The organism is Malaciobacter marinus, from assembly GCF_003544855.1.
Lineage (GTDB): Bacteria > Campylobacterota > Campylobacteria > Campylobacterales > Arcobacteraceae > Malaciobacter > Malaciobacter marinus.
The window spans coordinates 452,379-470,548 of the sequence record NZ_CP032101.1 but is presented as its reverse complement, the minus strand read 5'-3'; the positions used below and the strand labels follow the sequence as shown (position 1 = coordinate 470,548).

Annotated in this window: 13 protein-coding genes; 9 read left to right on the top strand and 4 right to left on the bottom strand. The window is 26.9% G+C overall.

From position 1 onward, the window contains the following. Positions 1 to 69 precede the first annotated feature (69 nt). From nrfH to ccsA, 3 genes are all read left to right on the top strand, one after another. A complete protein-coding gene (gene nrfH / locus AMRN_RS02310) occupies positions 70 to 609 on the top strand; it encodes a cytochrome c nitrite reductase small subunit (RefSeq protein WP_099344478.1) in 540 nt (179 codons plus the stop codon). A 12-nt stretch (positions 610 to 621) separates the two neighbouring features. After that, the gene (gene nrfA / locus AMRN_RS02305; RefSeq protein WP_099309797.1) at positions 622 to 2,112 is read left to right on the top strand and encodes an ammonia-forming cytochrome c nitrite reductase; all 1,491 of its coding nucleotides are present in this window, start codon (positions 622 to 624) and stop codon (positions 2,110 to 2,112) included. Positions 2,113 to 2,227: 115 nt separating this feature from the next. Then, entirely contained in the window at positions 2,228 to 5,413 is a 3,186-nt protein-coding gene (gene ccsA / locus AMRN_RS02300) for a cytochrome c biogenesis protein CcsA (protein WP_099309798.1), read from the top strand. Positions 5,414 to 5,769: 356 nt separating this feature from the next. Here the strand turns inward: ccsA and serS are convergent, their stop codons facing one another. Next, positions 5,770 to 7,014: a serine--tRNA ligase gene (gene serS, locus AMRN_RS02295; RefSeq protein ID WP_099309799.1), complete on the bottom strand. Its 1,245-nt coding sequence runs from the start codon at positions 7,012 to 7,014 to the stop codon at positions 5,770 to 5,772. Between the two features lie 155 nt (positions 7,015 to 7,169). Between serS and AMRN_RS02290 the strand changes: the two genes are divergently transcribed. Genes AMRN_RS02290 through AMRN_RS02280 form a run of 3 tightly spaced genes read left to right on the top strand, consistent with a single transcriptional unit; the run spans position 7,170 to position 9,549 of the window. Continuing rightward, positions 7,170 to 7,490: a hypothetical protein gene (locus AMRN_RS02290; RefSeq protein ID WP_228150774.1), complete on the top strand. Its 321-nt coding sequence runs from the start codon at positions 7,170 to 7,172 to the stop codon at positions 7,488 to 7,490. A gap of 1 nt (position 7,491) precedes the next feature. Further along, positions 7,492 to 9,054 (top strand): PepSY-associated TM helix domain-containing protein, encoded by a 1,563-nt coding sequence (locus AMRN_RS02285; protein ID WP_099309800.1) that lies wholly within the window; start codon positions 7,492 to 7,494, stop codon positions 9,052 to 9,054. A gap of 9 nt (positions 9,055 to 9,063) precedes the next feature. Beyond that, complete coding sequence (locus AMRN_RS02280; RefSeq protein WP_099309801.1) at positions 9,064 to 9,549, top strand: hypothetical protein; 486 nt, start codon at positions 9,064 to 9,066, stop codon at positions 9,547 to 9,549. 13 nt (positions 9,550 to 9,562) lie between these two features. On the opposite strand, the gene AMRN_RS02275 is transcribed toward AMRN_RS02280, so the two are convergent. The 3 genes from AMRN_RS02275 to AMRN_RS02265 form a co-directional block, all read right to left on the bottom strand. Continuing rightward, the gene (locus AMRN_RS02275) at positions 9,563 to 11,281 is read right to left on the bottom strand and encodes a sensor histidine kinase (RefSeq protein ID WP_099309802.1); all 1,719 of its coding nucleotides are present in this window, start codon (positions 11,279 to 11,281) and stop codon (positions 9,563 to 9,565) included. Then, a complete protein-coding gene (locus tag AMRN_RS02270) occupies positions 11,278 to 11,964 on the bottom strand; it encodes a response regulator transcription factor (RefSeq protein ID WP_099309803.1) in 687 nt (228 codons plus the stop codon). Before AMRN_RS02270 ends, AMRN_RS02275 begins: the two co-directional genes overlap by 4 nt. Before the next feature lie 88 nt (positions 11,965 to 12,052). After that, complete coding sequence (locus AMRN_RS02265; RefSeq protein WP_099309804.1) at positions 12,053 to 14,158, bottom strand: TonB-dependent siderophore receptor; 2,106 nt, start codon at positions 14,156 to 14,158, stop codon at positions 12,053 to 12,055. A gap of 161 nt (positions 14,159 to 14,319) precedes the next feature. On the opposite strand from AMRN_RS02265, the gene AMRN_RS02260 reads away from it, so the two are divergent. From AMRN_RS02260 to AMRN_RS02250, 3 genes are all read left to right on the top strand, one after another. After that, complete coding sequence (locus AMRN_RS02260; protein ID WP_099309805.1) at positions 14,320 to 14,889, top strand: hypothetical protein; 570 nt, start codon at positions 14,320 to 14,322, stop codon at positions 14,887 to 14,889. Positions 14,890 to 14,949: 60 nt separating this feature from the next. Then, on the top strand, positions 14,950 to 15,924 hold the full coding sequence (locus AMRN_RS02255; RefSeq protein WP_099309806.1) for a helix-turn-helix domain-containing protein: 975 nt from the start codon (positions 14,950 to 14,952) through the stop codon (positions 15,922 to 15,924). Between the two features lie 103 nt (positions 15,925 to 16,027). Then, complete coding sequence (locus AMRN_RS02250; protein WP_099309807.1) at positions 16,028 to 18,103, top strand: TonB-dependent siderophore receptor; 2,076 nt, start codon at positions 16,028 to 16,030, stop codon at positions 18,101 to 18,103. The last annotated feature ends 67 nt before the right edge of the window (positions 18,104 to 18,170 follow it).

Genomic DNA, 18,170 nt, shown 5'->3' with positions numbered 1-18,170 from the left:
TCTTGATTTAAGTCAAGATACTTACCTTTAATTAATTTTATAATTTCAGGGTAACTTAAAGGATTTAGGATGGAAAAGAACAAAAAAATTGTTGTTTATGGAACAGTTTTAAGTCTTCTCATTGCCGCTTCGCTTTTTGTTTACACAGTATATGCATCTAACATGTTGTCATATTTATCAAGTGATCCAAAGGCCTGTATTAATTGTCATACAATGAATTCAGCCTATGCAACTTGGCAAAGAAGTTCACATAGAAATGTGGCAAAATGTGTTGATTGCCATTTACCTGTTGGTGATGTTGTAGCTAAATACAAATCAAAAGCAATAGATGGATGGAATCATTCAGTTGCGTTCACATTAAACACTTATGAGAATAATATTCAAATAAGTGATGATGGAGCAAGCCGTGTACAAGCTAACTGTATTCGATGTCACACAAGTGAAAGTGCAACATTGAAGCTAAACGCTGACAAATATCATAGCGGTAAAGACGGAAGTTTAGAAACTGGTCGGAAATGTTGGGAGTGTCACAAATATGTGCCACATGGTAAAGTTCGTAGTTTAATATCTACTCCATATAATCTTGGAGTTAAAGAAAAAATGAAATAGAGGTAAGTTGTCATGAAAAAATACAAAATTCTTCTTGCTATTTCTTTAATAGCAATTGGACTAATGTCTGTCTTAGTTGCATCAATTAATGAAAAGAAAGATGAACAAAAACAGATTAATAGTGTTCCGCAAGTGGAAAAAAGATGGGAAACAAAAAACGAAGAGTTTAGAAAATACTATCCAAGACAGTTTGATTCTTGGAAACAAACTAAAAACTCTGATGATATTCACGATATGTTAAAAGAGTATCCTGAACTTGTAGTATTATGGGCTGGATATGGTTTTGCAAAAGACTATAATGCTCCAAGAGGACACTTTTATGCAATTGAAGATAACAGAAACACACTAAGAACAGGTGCGCCTGTTGATGAAAAAACAGGACCAATGCCAACTGCATGTTGGACTTGTAAATCACCAGATGTTCCAAGATTGATGGATGAACAAGGTGAAGAAGAGTACTTTACAGGCAAATGGGCAAAATATGGTTCTGAGGTTATAAATCCAATTGGATGTATGGATTGTCACAACCCTAAAACAATGGAGTTACAAGTAAATAGAAAGTATCTTGATAGAGGATTAGCAAGTGAAGGTACTTTACAAATGAAAGATGCTACTCAACAAGATATGAGAACATTAGTTTGTGCTCAATGTCACGTAGAGTACTACTTTAGTAAAAAGAAAACAGCTAGTGGTAAAAAAGCTGCAGTTGTTACACTACCATGGAAAAATGGTTTTACAGTTGATGATATGGAAAAATATTATGATGAAATTGAGTTCTCTGATTGGACACATAAAATTTCAAAAACTCCAATGTTAAAAGCTCAACACCCAGGATATGAAATGTGGAAAACAGGTGCCCATGGAAGAAATAATGTTTCTTGTGCAGATTGTCACATGCCATATACTCAAGAAGGTGGAATAAAATATACAGATCACAATATTGGAAATCCATTAGATAATATGAGTAAAACTTGTATGAATTGTCATAGAGTTAGTGAAGAAGAATTACTTTCTAATATCAATAAAAAAAGAGAAAGAAAAAATGAACTTCATAAAAAAGCTATGGTTCAAATCTCTGCTGCACACTTAGAAGCTGGTAAAGCTTGGGAAGTTGGAGCTACTAAAGAAGAGATGGCACCTGTATTAAAAGATATTAGACATGCTCAATGGAGATGGGATTATGCTGTTGCTTCACACCCTGCATTCTTCCACGCACCAGAAGAGACATTAAGAGTATTAGCAACTGCTATAGATAAAGCTGGACAAGCTAGAATAAAATTAGCTAAAATATTAGCTAAACATGGAGCTGCTGATTATAAAGCACCTGAGTATAAAACAAAAGAAGATGCTCAAAAAATTATTGGTCTTCCATTTAAGAAACTTGTTGAAGATAAAAAAGAATTCAACAAAAACTTAGTACCAAAATGGAAAAAAGAGGCTGAGAAAAAAGGTCTTTACAACCCAGAATCTACAAAAGAAGTAGAACATAAAACTTCTTATTAAATAAAAAGAGGAATCTTCCTCTTTTTATAATAAACTCTAATTTTTGTAAGTAACACAAATATAATTTTCTTCTTTGTGTTACTTATAAAATTTAAATACTTTATGGATTAATAAAATGAAAAAAACCCTTAAAAATTTTTTTAGTATAGAAGTTATGACTGTACTTATGCTATTTTTTGCTCTTGCATGTGCAGTTGCTACTTTTGTAGAAAATGACTTTGGACCTCTTGGAGCAAAATCATTTATATATGGACAAACTTGGTTTGAAGCAATAATGCTTTTATTAACTATTGGTGTTATCTTTAATATTTATTGGTTCAAAATGTATCAAAAAAAGAAATTTTTCATTCTTTTAATTCATATATCTTTTATATTTATATTTGTAGGTTCTGCACTTACTAGATATTTGGGATATGAAGCAATTATGACAATTGATGAGGGAAGAGAACAAAATATTATTTATACTACAGATGAATATATTCAAATAAAAGCTACTAATAAAAACAATGAACTAAATTTTGAAAAAAAAGTTTTAATGACAAAACTTAATCAAACTGATTTTTCACATACTTTTGATTTAAAAAATAAAGATATCAAAGTTAAATTTGACAAGTTTGTACCAAATGCTATTGAAGCAATTGTTGATGATAAAGATGGAATTCCAATGGTAAATATAGTTGTATCAACATTTAATGGAGTAAAAAGTATTGATTTAAAAAATAGTGAAGTAAAAAAAACACAATTTTTAGATTTCTCATTAAATAAAGAGTTTAAAAATTATAAAAAACCACTTGTTACAATAAATACAAAAGATAATGGACAAATTTTATATAAAGCAAATATCTCTACTGCTTGGTACTCAATTGAAAATAAAAAAGATGGAGTAATAGACGCAAATAAAGAGATTATTTTAGGGCAATCAAGAGTTTATAAAGTTGGACAAACACAATTTATGATTAAACAAGCAAGTTCAAAAGGTGCTTTAAAAGTTGTAAGTGCTTCTAAAAATCAAGTAAAAAAAGATGCTCAAGTAAATGCTGTTTTAGTTGATTTAATAACAAATAATAGTAGTAAAAAAGTAGCTTTATATGGAAAAGGTGGTTCAAATAGAGGTTATATTACTAAAACTACTTTTCAAGGGCTTGACTTTGAACTACAATGGGGTGCTAAACCTATTACCTTACCTTTTAGTATAAAACTATTGGATTTTCAATTAAATAGATATCCAGGGTCAAACTCACCATCAACATACTTAAGTGATATTGAAATAGTTGATAAAGATTTAAAAGAGAATAAATTTTATAGAATATATATGAATAATACATTAGATTATAAAGGTTACAGATTTTTTCAATCTTCATACAAACAAGATGAAAGCGCTACAATCTTATCAGTAAATAAAGACCCAGGGAAAACTCCAACATATATTGGCTACTTTTTACTTTTTACAGGTCTATTTTTAAATCTTTTTAGTAAGAATGGAAGATTTAGAAAATTAAGCAACAAAAAATTTAATATTGAAGATATTAAAAAAAGCTATTATTTAAAAAATGGTTTTAAATCAGCACTTTTTGTACTTTTTATGTTATTTTCTTTTAATACTCCAACATTTGCAAAAAACTCAATCAATGAAGAGATAATTAATAGTATTAAAAATATAGATAAAATACACTCAGACTATTTTGGAAGTTTTTTGATTCAAGATTATCAAGGAAGAATAAAGCCTGTTAATTCATTAGCTATTGAAATAGTAAACAAAATTGCAAGAAAAGATAAGATATTTAATCTTGATGAAAACCAATTTTTCTTAAGCATGATGCTATATCCAAAAGTTTGGCAAAATATAGAGTTTATAAAAATAAAAAATGATAAATTAAAAGAGATTTTAAAAATTGACAAAAATAAAAAAGCTATAAGTTTTAATGATATATATACAAAAGATGGGAAATATAAGTTACAAAATATTTTAGAAAATGCAAATGCAAAAAAACCCATAAGTAGAACAAAACTTGACAAAGAGTTAATCAAAGTTGATGAAAGATTAAATATTGCATACTCACTATTTATTGGGGATTTTTTCAAAGCCTTTCCAATAGCATATGATAAAAAAAACAGATGGATTGCTCCTTCTATTGCACTAAGAGTTTTAGATAATACTTCAGATATTAGTATGTCAAAAGAGCAAGCTATAAAAATAAAAGAGCTTATGCAAGACTACTTTATTACATTAAAAAAAGCAAATGAAAATAATCTTTCTTGGAATAAAGTTAATGAAAAACTACAAAATATAAAAAAGTTTCAAAAGAAATATGCAACACATATAATACCAACACAATGGAAAATAAAAGCAGAACTAATGTTTAATAAATATAATATATTTGAAAGATTGACTCCTTATTATTTAATCTTAGGTCTTACTCTTTTAATAACTGTTTTTATAAATATATTTAAACAAAACCTTAATATTAGTAAACTTACAAAAATAGTTTTAATATTTCTTATTTTAGGCTTTGTAGTTCATACTTTTGGACTTGCACTTAGATGGTATGTTGCAGGTCATGCACCATGGTCAAATGGTTATGAATCTATGATTTATATTGCATGGGCAATAATATTATCAGGAATATTCTTTTCAAAACAATCAAATCTTGCATTAGCTACGACAGGAATATTAAGTGCAATTACACTATTTGTTGCACACTTAAGTTGGATGGAACCACAAATCACGACTTTAGCACCTGTATTAAAGTCATATTGGCTGACTATTCATGTTAGTGTGATTACTGCAAGTTATGGCTTTTTAGGATTAAGTGCTTTACTTGGATTTATAGCTTTAATTCTTTTTGCTTTAATAAATAAAAATAAAGAGAATGAAAATTTCTTTTCTATTCTTTTAAGTATAAAAGAAGCAAATAGAATAAATGAAATGTCTTTAATTATAGGTTTAGTTTTATTAGTAATAGGAAACTTTTTAGGAGGTATTTGGGCAAATGAATCTTGGGGGAGATATTGGGGTTGGGATCCAAAAGAGACTTGGACTTTAGTATCTATTTTAATTTATGCTGTAATCATTCATCTACGGTATATAAAAGGTATTTTAACAGAGTTTTTATTTGCTGTATTAACACTTGTAAGTTATGCTTCAATTATTATGACATATTTTGGAGTAAACTACTATTTAAGTGGAAAGCACTCTTATGCAGCAGGTGATCCTGTACCTATTCCTTCATTTGTTCCTATAAGTGCTATTATAATTTTAATAATCATATTATTAGCTTTTAGAAACAAAAAATCACTATAAAAGTTATTTATAGTGATTTTTTCTAAATTTCTTATCTTATATTGATATTTTAGTAAAAAATTTACTAAAAGTTTACTCTTTTTTGATATAAATCAAGTATATAATTTGTATAAAGTTATATAATACAGTCAAAGAAGTTTTACTTATAATATGTCTCCTTCCCTACATAATAAGTCTTATGAAACTTCTTTTGTCTTTTAATTCTTTAGTTTAGTCATTCTCATTCCTAACTTTGAACTAAACAAAGAATTAATTTATACTTGTCAAATTATTGATAAATAAATGTGAATATATTATTAGAATTGCGAATTTTGTTTAAAAAATAAGAAGCTTTTAGTTTCTTATTTTTTTATTTCTTACATATACTTTTTAAGTACGTCAGGTATTTTTATAGAACCATCTTCTTGTTGATAGTTTTCCATTATAGCTACAAGTGTTCTTCCAACTGCTAAAGAAGAACCATTTAATGTATGCGCTAAAATATTCTTTTTATTCTCTTTATATCTAATTTTTGCTCGTCTTGCTTGAAACTCTTTAGTATTTGAGATTGAAGATATTTCTCTATACTTATTTTGTCCAGGAAGCCAAACTTCTAAATCAATTGTTTTTGCTGCACTAAATCCTAAATCACCAGTACAAAGCATAACTTTTTGATGAGAAAGTCCAAGTGAAGTTAATAAATCACTAGCACAAGCAACCATTTTTTCAAATATTTCTTCTGATTCTTCTTGTTTAGTAATTGCAACCATTTCAACTTTATCAAATTGGTGTTGTCTAATCAATCCTCTTGTATCTCGCCCTGCACTTCCTGCTTCTTTTCTAAAACAAGGAGTATAAGAAGTTAGCATTAAAGGTAATTCATCAACTGCAACTATTTCATCACTATAAAGATTAGTAAGACTTACTTCTGCTGTTGGAATAAGATATAAATCCTCACCCTCAATTTTAAACAAATCATCTTCAAATTTTGGAAGTTGTCCTGTTCCTTGCAAAGTATTTGAGTTTGCCATAAATGGAACATACCACTCTTCAAAACCTCTTTGTCTATTAAAATCAAGCATATAATTAATCAATGCTCTTTCTAATCTTGCAGCAACTCCTTTCATAGCTGAAAATCTAGATTTAGCTAACTTAACGCCTCTTTCAAAATCTAGCCATCCATTTTTTTCACCTAAATCCCAATGTTCTTTTGGTTCAAAACTAAATGATGGTTTTTCACCTATTGTTTCTAATACAACATTTTCATCTTCATTTTCACCATCTGGAACATTCTCATCTGGAAAATTTGGAACACCAAGTGCGATTGAAGTTAGTTTCTCTTCTAAAATTCTAACCTCATCTTCTAAGTCTTGTTTTTTAGCTTTAAGTTCACCAATACTTTTTTGTAATGGTGCTATATCAAGTCCTTCTTTTTTATATCTTCCAAACTCTTTTGATAATTTATTTTGCTCTGCAGTTACATCTTCCATGCTTTGTCTTTTTGCTTTAGCATCTTGTGAAATTGTTTTTAAACTATCAAGTAGTTTTGCATCTACACCTTTTCTTTTTAAGGCATTTGCAGTAGTTTCAAAATCTTTTTGCAGTAATTTTATATCTATCATATCTATCTTTCACCATAAAATTTTTGCCATTATATCTAAATCTTTCTATGTGATTGCTTTGCTATTTACTTATTCTTATCATGTTACAAATTTTATTAAGTCTTTATTCATGATTTAATGATTATAATTATCAAAATTAAATAAAGGTGATATTTTTGAATTGTAAAGTAAATTCTATATTTAAAAAATTAAATACTCCTGAACAAAGTGGAAAAAAAATCGGACTTTTTAGGACTATTTGCGCTATTTTTGGTGGTCTGCTAGTTGCATATCTAGCTATGACCTTACTTGTTTTCATACTTCCTGGAACTGCTGGAGAATCAATTATTATTCCATTGATGTTTAATACATTAGCTTGGGCAATTGCAGCTTTATGGATATCTGTATCTTCAACTAAGATGATAGCTTTATACAAAACTTTTATTCCCTCAACTATTTTCTGTATTGCTATTGCAATTTTTATTTTAGGAAATTAACATGAGTCATAATCCAACAAAACTATTAAAACAAAGACTACAAAGGGTTCATGTAGCAGCTGGGATTACTTTTTCATTATTTATGTATGTAGCTGTCTTTTTTGGAATTTTTGCAATTTTTTTACCATACATTCAAACATGGGAAAAACCATCAAGACATTTTGAAGCAGCTGATATTAAAAATATAAATTATTCTGCCATGATTGATCCAGTAATTTCAGACCCAGAATTTCCAAGAAATAATATAATTATTCAACTACCAGGATACAGAGGTGATCCTGCACTTAAAATAAGACATATGTTTACTCAAGCTGTTGTATTTAATCCAAATAGTATGGAAAAAATAGAAGATGAAAAAGATATTTCTGAACTTGCGTGGTTTTTAAATAGTATGCATTATGGAAGACCATTGAAAACTTTTGGTTATTTACTATTTGGATTTGTTGCAGTTGGAGTAATGTTTTTAATTATTGGTGGACTAATTCAAGTCTATTTAATAAAATATAAAAACAAAGGAAAAAATCAACAAAGTAAATTTTCTAAATGGCATAGAAAAATTTTCACATGGATATTTGCTCCTTTTATTATAGTTACATTAACAGGTGCTTTAATGAACATAGGATTTGTAGGCTCAGCGCCTATGGCATATATAAGTTCAAAAGGTGAAACTTTTCAAATAGGAAGACTAATAAGACCTGTTCTTAACCCAGAAAAAGAGAAAATTGAAAAGAAAAATGATACTGTTGAAATGCTTCCAATTAATGAACTAATAAAAAAAGCACAAGAAATAAATCCAAATGTCAACTTTCACAAAATAAAGCTTATAAATTGGAAAGATTCAAGTGCACAAGTTGAACTTGAGGGATACAATCCCAAAATGCCATTTTTAAATGGTATTTACAATGATCCAACTGTTATATTAAGTGGAGTAGATGGAAGCTTAATACAAAATATAAAAGTTTTAGATTCCCATTGGTCTAAACTATTTGTAGATAGCATGTATTTCTTACATTTACTTTTTGGAGTTGATGTATTTACTAGAATTCTTATGGCAACACTTATGGCTATTTGTGCAGTTGCAATTGGATTTGGTGTAATGCTTTGGCTTGAAAAACGAGCAAAAAGATTTGAAAATAAAGTTCCATTTTACCATTGGTTTGGGAAATTATCACTTGCAGTTATGATAGGTGTTATTCCAGCAACTGGCTTTATATTTTTACTTCAATGGATTTTACCATTTGATATGCAAGATAGACTTATTTGGCAAAAGGGCTTATTTTTTGTCTTTTGGCTTGCAACATTTACATGGTCATTTTATAGAATTAATTCATACCAAGCAACAAAAGAGTTCTTTTTTATAGGAGCTTTATTTTTTATGCTAACTCCAATATTACATTTTTACAATAGTGGATTTAATCCAATTGAATTATATGCTCTTAAAATGAATACTATTTTAAATGTTGATTTAGGACTGTTTTTATTTGGTTTATTACTTATGTTATTAGCTTACAAACTACCAAATAATAGAAATGAAGCAAAAAGCTTTTTTAAAGCAAAAGTTTAAAGGAAAACAATGAAATTAAGATATATTTTTTTAGCACTTTTTTTAGCAGTAAACCTAAGTGCACACACACTTTTAATGAATGTATTTAATAATGATGACAATACAATCACAGTTATAGGTGAATTTAGTAATGGACAAAAAGCAGCAGGTGCGATGATAAGACTTGAATCATTAGCAACAGGAGAAATTTTATTTAAAAAAAGACTTCCTGATGAGAGTGAAATAACTATTGATATTCCAAAAGAAGAGTATCAAGTAGTTTTAGATGGAGGACCTGGACATCAAATTGTAAAAGATGGAATTGCTCCACTTGAGGGCTTTAGTATAAAAGCTTCAAAAGAGGCTAAGAAAAAGCTTTCACAACCAAGACAAAGAAGTAATGAACTAGGAATGCCTTTAATCATACTTTTATCACTTGGCTTTTTATTTATAGCTTTAGCTTTATATTTTAGTGCAAGAAATACAAAAACACTAATGGCACAATTAAAAAAATAAGTTTAAAAACAAATCAAACTTCAATAAAAAAACAAGCACCTTCTTTGGTGTTTGTTACTTTCAAATCTCCTTTAAAGTGAGAGTTGATTATTGTTTTTGACATATATAGCCCTATTCCACTTCCTTTTTCTTTAGTAGTAAAATATGGTTCAAATACTTTTTGAATATTTTTATTATCAACTCCTTTTGCATTATCACAAACAGTTGTAACACTTCTATTTAAATTTGTATCAATAGTTATTTTGATTTTTGGATTTATGATTTCCCTTTGCAGTAAAATATCTTTTGCATTTGTTATTAGATTTAATACAACTTGAGAATACTCATTTTCGTAAGAGTAAATTTTCATATCATTTCTTATTTTCAATGAAATTTCAATATCATATTTATCTAAAATAACAGACATAATATTTATTGCTTGTTTTACAGCGCTTGAAATATAAAAATAATCTTTTTGTTTTTGTGGTTTATAAAAATCACTAAAACTTTCAATAGTATTTGACATAAACTCAAGTTGATTATTTGATTCTTCTATTTTTTCATTTAGATATTCTTTATTTAGTTGATTATCATAAGATGCCATTTGTAGGTTCATATTTATATAACTTAAGTGAGTCAAAGGCTGTCTCCATTGATGGGCAATGTTGTTTATCATCTCACCCATAGAGGCTAATTTACTTTTATGAATAAGTAATTTTTCCTTTTCATTCTTTTCATTTACAATAGCTCTTAAAGTAAAAGCTAGTGCAAAACTAAAAATTAAAGACTCCATTGGTGCAACTATATGTATTGTATATATTCCACTTAAAGGAATTAACTCCATTTCAGCCAAATATATAAAAATAGTCATAAAACTCCAACCAATTGTATATATTATAGTATTTTCATTTTTGTTAATTATTGAAATAATACCTAAAATAGTTGGTAATAAAAAGATTATATAAAAAGGCATATATTCATATAAAATAGAGTATTTAGTAAAAAATATTATAAAAATATCAACAATATTTATGCCTATTAAAAAACATAATAAATAGTTTGCATATGGCATCTTCTTTTTTGTTTTTAAAATCTCTTTTGCAAATAATAAAGTAAAAATAAAACTCATATTTTCAAAAATATCAACAATTGCTTGAGCATTATTTGTAGGGTATGGTTTAAAGCTAAAATAGACAAAACCAATTAAAGATGCTAGTACAAATATTTGCATTATAGAGTAATATAAAAAGTAACTTTTTCTAGTTGAAAAATATATTATAAAATAGTATAAAAAAGCGCAAAAGATGATTCCATAAGCTACTCCATATAAAATTCCCTCAAATGGAAAAATATTTTTATACTCAAATTCACTAATAATTTTAATCCTAAAACCTGCTCTTTTAGGTTTATCATAAGAGTAATAAAAAGTTATTTCATTAGGAGTATTTTCATCTAATTTTGATATTAAAATATGATTATTTTTTATATAAGATATATTTGAAAAAAGTAAATTTTCATAATCTGATATCACTGTTAAATAGAACTCTTTATCTTTTAAAAGTGATTTATCAAGCTCTATTTTTACAGCAAACTTTTTTACTTTTTTATTTTTATACTCTAAAAAGTCATTTTTACCAAACTCTTTAAATATTTCAAAATCTTCAGAAACTTGAAAACTTTTTATTAAATTAAATTTATCTGCAAAAACAAAAGAGAAAGAAAAGACAAATAAAATAAAAAAAATCTTTTTCATTTAAAAAGTTCTATTTTGTATCCAATCTTTGATACATTTTTGATAGCTTTACAAGGAAGCTTCTTTCTTAAATCACGAACCAAAAGTCTAATTGCATTGTCGCTCATAAACTCATCTTCCCAAACAAACTCTTGAATTTCTTCATAACTCACTACCTTTGGTGAATTAACACAAAGAAGTTCTAAAAAAAGCATTTCACTTTTTGTTAGTTTTATCTCTTGCTCATCTACTTTTAAGAGCTTCTCAAAACTATCAAAATAAGTAGTTTCATTTATAAATTTCTTATTATTCTCATTTTCAAAACTATGTTTTGCACACTTTAAAAGCAAAGGAAAAATAGTATCATGTTTTATGGGTTTTGATAAGTATTTAACTAAGCCTAAATCTATTGCATCAAGTAAATAGTCTTTATTAGTAAAAGCACTAAGCACTATAAATTGAGTCTTTTCATCTGTTTGTCTTACTCTTCTTATCATATCTAAACCACTTAATTTTGGCATTTTTATATCTGTTATTACTAAGTGTGGTTGTTTTTTTTCAATAAGTTCTAAAGCCATATAAGCATCATTTGCTTCATATACATCATGGAAAAATCTTTTTAAATATGAGACAGCATTTGCTCTTATAAAATCTTCATCTTCAACATATAGTACTTTTAATTTTTTGTATTCTTCTTTTAACATGAAAGAATTATACAATATTTTCAATAAATATTAATAGTTATTATCATAATTGTAGTGTATACTAAAAAGGAAAAGTCCTTTTTAGTAATTAAAATGAGTATTGTAAAGTTAGTGTAGCATTTCTTGGTGTACCATAAGTCATACTATTTGCAGAACCATTCTCACCTATCCCTGAATAATATTCTTTATCAAATATATTATTTACATTTAGTTGTAAATTTAGATTTTTATTTATTTTATAATTTGCCATTGCATTAGCAATTATATAAGCATCTTGTGTAATAGTCCCATATTTACTCTTATTTTCTTGTTTACTTTTATAATTTAATCCTGCACCAAAACTTAAATCATTTAACTTATATTTTGTAAATAAATTTGCTGTTGTTCTTGATATATTAGTTGCATATTTATCTCCATTTGCCTCTTTAGCTTCAAAATTAGCTAATCCAAAATTTATGCTCCAATCTTCTGTTATTGCTCCTGCAATGTCAAACTCAAAACCTTTACTTGTAACACCTTCTGCAATTTCATATGCATCTTTTTTTGTTCCTATAACTTTTACTCCAGGCAATTTTTTTGCTACATTATCTTGCTCAATTCTAAAAATAGATAAAGATGCATTTAATCTACCATCAAAATATTCACCTTTTACACCAATTTCATAATTTTTACCCTCAACTGGGTCTAAATAATTACCACTTGCACTTCGTTTATCTTGCGGATTAAAAATATCTGTGTAACTTGTATAAATTGAATGATTATTATCAATATCATAAACTAAACCAATATATGGAGTTACTTCATTTGTAAACTCTCTATTTCCTTCTCCTTTTTCATTTACATACTCCCAATCAGAAACTCTTGCTCCTGTAATTAATTTTAAAGAATCAAGTAAAGAGAATTTTCCAACTAAATAGATACCTGTTTGTACAGTTTTATCAGGAGTTCCACTATTTGAATAATCAAGATTTGGTTTTGCAATATTTATATTATTAAAATCTAAAACTGCACCTGCTAATGAAGGATATCCCCACTTATTACTTACAAGTCTTTTTTTATTATACATATATCCTAATATAATTTCATGGTCTAAGCCACCTAGTTCAAAAGGAGCAGTAATATAAGCATCTAAATTATCTTCTTTATCATATTGGTCATTTGAGTAAGCAAGAGGAGTATATTCTACTCCTAAACCTGTATTTTTATCTACTCTACCGCCAAAGTATAAAAGTGATGTATCACTATAAACTTTTTTATGAGAATAAGATAGATTAAATGCAATATCTTTATATAAAAACTGTTTAAAATCTAAAAAATAACTTTTTGTTTTACTATCCCAATATGTCCAATCTTCAGTTACTGCATCTTTTCTATCAAAATTTGTTTTGCTATTGTCATTATAAAAAGCTGGTAAACCACCCCATCTAATACCACTTCTATCAAGTTTTTGATAACTTGCACCTAGTGATAAAAATGTAGTATCACTTAAATCCATATCTACAACACCATAAAAAAAGTCATTTTGTTTATCATATCCATCCATAAATGATTTTTTATCTTCATGTTTTGCTACAATTCTAGCTCTTATATTTCCTTTTTTATTTAAAGGAGTTGATATATCTGCTGTTGCACTATATGCATCCCATGAACCACCAGATAATGAAATATTGCCGTTAAACTCTTTACTTGTTGCATGTTTTCTTACAAAATTTAAACTTAAAGCAGGATTTCCAGCACCAGTTGTTAAGCCATTAGCACCTTTAACAATTTCCACTCTATCAAACATAGATAAATCAAAATCATTATCTGCAATAGTAGCATGAGAAGGCATTCCATCTACTTTATAATAATCAATTTTAAATCCCCTAGCATAAGGATAGATTCTTTCATCCCATCTATTTACTGTTACCCCTGAAACATTTTCCATCAAATCTTGAAATGATGTTATATTTTGATCTTTCATTTGTTGTGTAGTCATTACAGATACTGATTGAGGTGTATCTTTTATAGAAAGATTTAGTTTTGAAGATGTTCTCATAGAATCCACTGTATATGATTTTGTAGTTTCTGTGTCATTTGAAGAGACTACATCAACTGTACCTAAAGATTTTCCATCTTTTGCAACTAGATTTGATTGCAATGCAAAAGCTGCAAATAAAGATAGTGTTAATATCTTTTTATTAAATGATTTCATTAATTTTCCCCTTGTGTGTGATAATCATTATCAGAATTAATATGTGGAATTATTTCTTTTTTTTCCTTACAAAGGCTTTAGTAAAGTTTTTATCATGACAAGATAATTTTAGAAAAAATATTTCACATTTTTTACACATTTATTTTAAATATAATTATTTTATGTCAAATATAGATTTAATAAAATATAAAATTAAAAACTCTAAACTTACTTCTTCAAAACTTGAGAAGTTATCTCTTTGCTTTACCCAAGATTTAACTGCAAGTCAAACAGCAAAAAAGCTAGATATTAGTAGACAAACAGTAAATAGCTACTATAAAAAAATACGTTTTCATTTGATTTCTAATGAGAAAAAAATCACTTGTAAAAACTGCTGTTTGCTAAAATATATTAATTTTAATAATGAAATTATGTTTTTTCTTGAAGATGAAGAGAAAATAATATCAGTTGAAGAAAATTGTACAAAGATTGACAAACAGATAAAAGAGCAATTATTAAAACATAAAAAAGCAAATAGTGCAAAGCTTTTATATAATAAAAGAGAAGAAAGATTTATTGTTATAGGCTTTTTAAAAACCCAAAATTGCTTTGAAGATTTTATAAACACAAGATTAAAAAAATTTAGGGGTATTAATAAAAATAACTTTAAATTGCATATTAAAGAGTCAATAATTAGATACAACGAAGACAAAAACTCTTTATTCAAACACTTAATTACTCTGTTTAATTAAATATCTATTAATCATATTTTAATTATTATTATCAAAATGAAATAAGGATAATAATAAATAATGGAAAAAGTAAACTACTACGATTTAATAGATATAGAAAAGAAGATTCAAAATCCTTTTTCAAGAGAGACATCTTTTGCAAAAATAAAAAAAGAGTATGGAGAAGGTTTTACTATCTTTTATGATATGGGAAATGGTATTGCGCTTTTTGTTAGAAAAATTACTCCTAATAAAGATTTATTATTATATGAAAAATCACAAGTTCCAGGAGCATGTTTAATCTTTAATCTTGGTTCAAATATTAATTTTGCATATAAAGATGAAAAAGAGCATATTTTAAGAAAAAATCACTTTTTTTTAGAACTAGCTTCAAATGAGTTTTATTGTGAAATTCCTTTGAAAAAAAATCAAGCTTTTATTTCTATTTTCATAGGAACAAAAAGTGACCTATTTTTAAAAATTGCATATAAAATTGAAAATATTAAAAAATACATGGAACTTGCATTTAAACAAAGCTATTATGTTCTAGGAAATTTGCAAATTGATGCACTCCAATCTGAATTATCCAATGATTTTAAAGATGAAAACTATTTTGAGGATAGTTTAAAAAGTATATATTTAGAATCAAAAATTACAAACTTACTTCATCATACAATTGAAAAAATTTCTAAATCTTTAAATGATAAATCTTCAATAAGCTTAAAAAAAGATAGAATATCCTCTTTAGAGCGAGCAAAAGAGATAATTATGAAAGATTATAACTCTAAATTATCTATAAAAAATATAGCTTATAAATCTGCAATAAATGAGTGTTATTTAAAAAAAGATTTTAAAGAATATTATGGAATGACAATCCTACAAATGATTCAAGAAAGACGATTAGAAGTTGCAAAAAGACTTTTAAAAGAAAATTTTAGTGTAAAAGAAGTTGCTTTAAAAGTAGGATATAATAATACTAGCTATTTTAGTAAACTCTTTTTCAATCATTTTTTAATTACTCCAAATAATTATAGAAAAGAGCTTAATAATTATTGATTTCCTTATTATACAAGATATTTTTCCTTATAGTGTTTTTTAGATATTGATAATTAGTATTGTTTTATATAATATCCAAAAATAAAAATTTTAGGAGTATTATATGAATAAAAAATTTCTTAAAAGGAATTTATGCATAAGTCTTTCTTCTTTTTTATTAACAGGTGAATTACTTTTTGCACAAGAGAGTACAAAATTAGATGAAGTTAATATAATTGAAAATGCTATTTCAAGTTATCAAAGTGAAGAAAAAATAAAATTAAATCGTACAGGCATTGATATAGAAGATACTGCAAAATCTATTCAAGTTTTTAATGAGGCTTTTATTCAAGATGCCAATCTTCAAAATATTGATGATATTATAGAGTTATCATCAAATACTGTTTATACTGGCAATACAGATGGGAAATCAACTAATATTTCCATGAGAGGATTTTCATCAGTTCCTATTTTAATTGATGGATTAAAAGTTACAAATAAAATTCCTAATCCAGAAGTATTTGCTTTGGATTCAGTTGAAGTACAAAAAGGACCTGATTCTTTACAATATGGACAATCAAGTCCAGGCGGAATTGTAAATTTAGTTAAGAAAAAACCCTCAAAAGAGTCTATGGCAAATTTAGAGTTTGAAATAAATGACAATCCCTCATATAAGCCAAAAATTGATATTACTGGAAGTTTAAATAAAAATAAATCACTATATTATAAGCTTATTTCTACTTATAAATATGATAAGGGATATACAAATAGCAATACAAATACAAATAAAATATTTATTGCTCCTAGTTTAGCATATGATATAAATGATAATAATACTTTTACTTTTATTAGTGAATACAATAAAGAAACATCTCCTACAAATTTTGGAACTAATGTAAATAGTAAAGGAGAACTTGTAGCACCAATCAAAAATGTCACTTCTCATCCAGATGAAGAGTTTGAAAGAACTCAAAAAGTTCTTGGCTTTGATTTTGATAGTAAATACAACACTTGGAGTTCTAATTTTAAATATAGATATATTAAACATATAAGAGATTATGGAAATGTTTATTTACCTCTTATGTATAATGAAGCCACAAATGAAGTGACAAGATTTCCTGCAAATCAAAGAGGTGAATTTAAAGAACATGCTTTACAATATACTTTTAATAAAGAGTTTCAAATACTTAATATAAAAAATAATATTAGCATTGGAGCTGATTATAATAAATCAACTTCTCAAGGAAGTTCAAATATTGCAATGCATCCTTATAATATAAATCTTTCAAATCCTGTTTATGAACAGCACATAAATCCTGTAGATTCATATAATATAACAAGAGATATGTCACAAGCAAAAACAAGTGTTAAATCTTGGGGAATGTTTCTACAAGATAGTATAAATCTTACAGATAAACTAATATTTAATGCAGGACTAAGATATAGTGAATCTAAACCTCAAGAGGGACAAAAAAGTGATGCTATTACTCCATCTTTTGGATTGGTTTATCATATTACAAATAAAACAAGTTTATATACAAGCTACTCTGAATCATTTACTCCAAATAGCGCCATAGATAAAAGTGGAAATGTTTTAGATCCTGAAACAGGAAAAGGTTATGAATTTGGAATTAAACAAAAACTATTTAATGATAAATTAAATTTAACAACTGCTGTGTTTAAAATAGAAAAAGAGAATATTGCATTAGCAGATCCAAATGCTCCATCTCTTAGTGGATGGTCAGTTCCAAGTGGAAAACAAGAAAGTCATGGATTTGAAATTGATTTAGTAGGAGATATTACACAAAATTGGTCTATGATTGCTTCATATGGATATACAAAAACAAAAGATAAGAACAACGATGATAACAACTTAAGAAATATTCCAAAACATACTGCTAATATTTTTACAAAATATAAACTATCAGCTTTTGACTTAGCAAATTTTTATGTGGGTGCAGGAGCTAGATATATTGGAAGTAAATATGCAGATGATGCAAATAGCATAAAACTAGACTCAACTATTGTTTATAATGCAACAATTGGCTATAAAAAAGGAAACTGGAAAGCAAATCTTAGTGTTCAAAACTTAACAGATGAAGAGTATGTAGATGGTTCAGCTTCAGGGACTACAAGTGATACACGAGTATATATAGGAGAGCCAAGAGCCGTTCTTGCAACTATAAGTTATAAATTTTAAAAGATAAAATAACTCTTAACATTGCTTAAGAGTTATTTTCCTTTATCCTCTAATTATAATTATCACT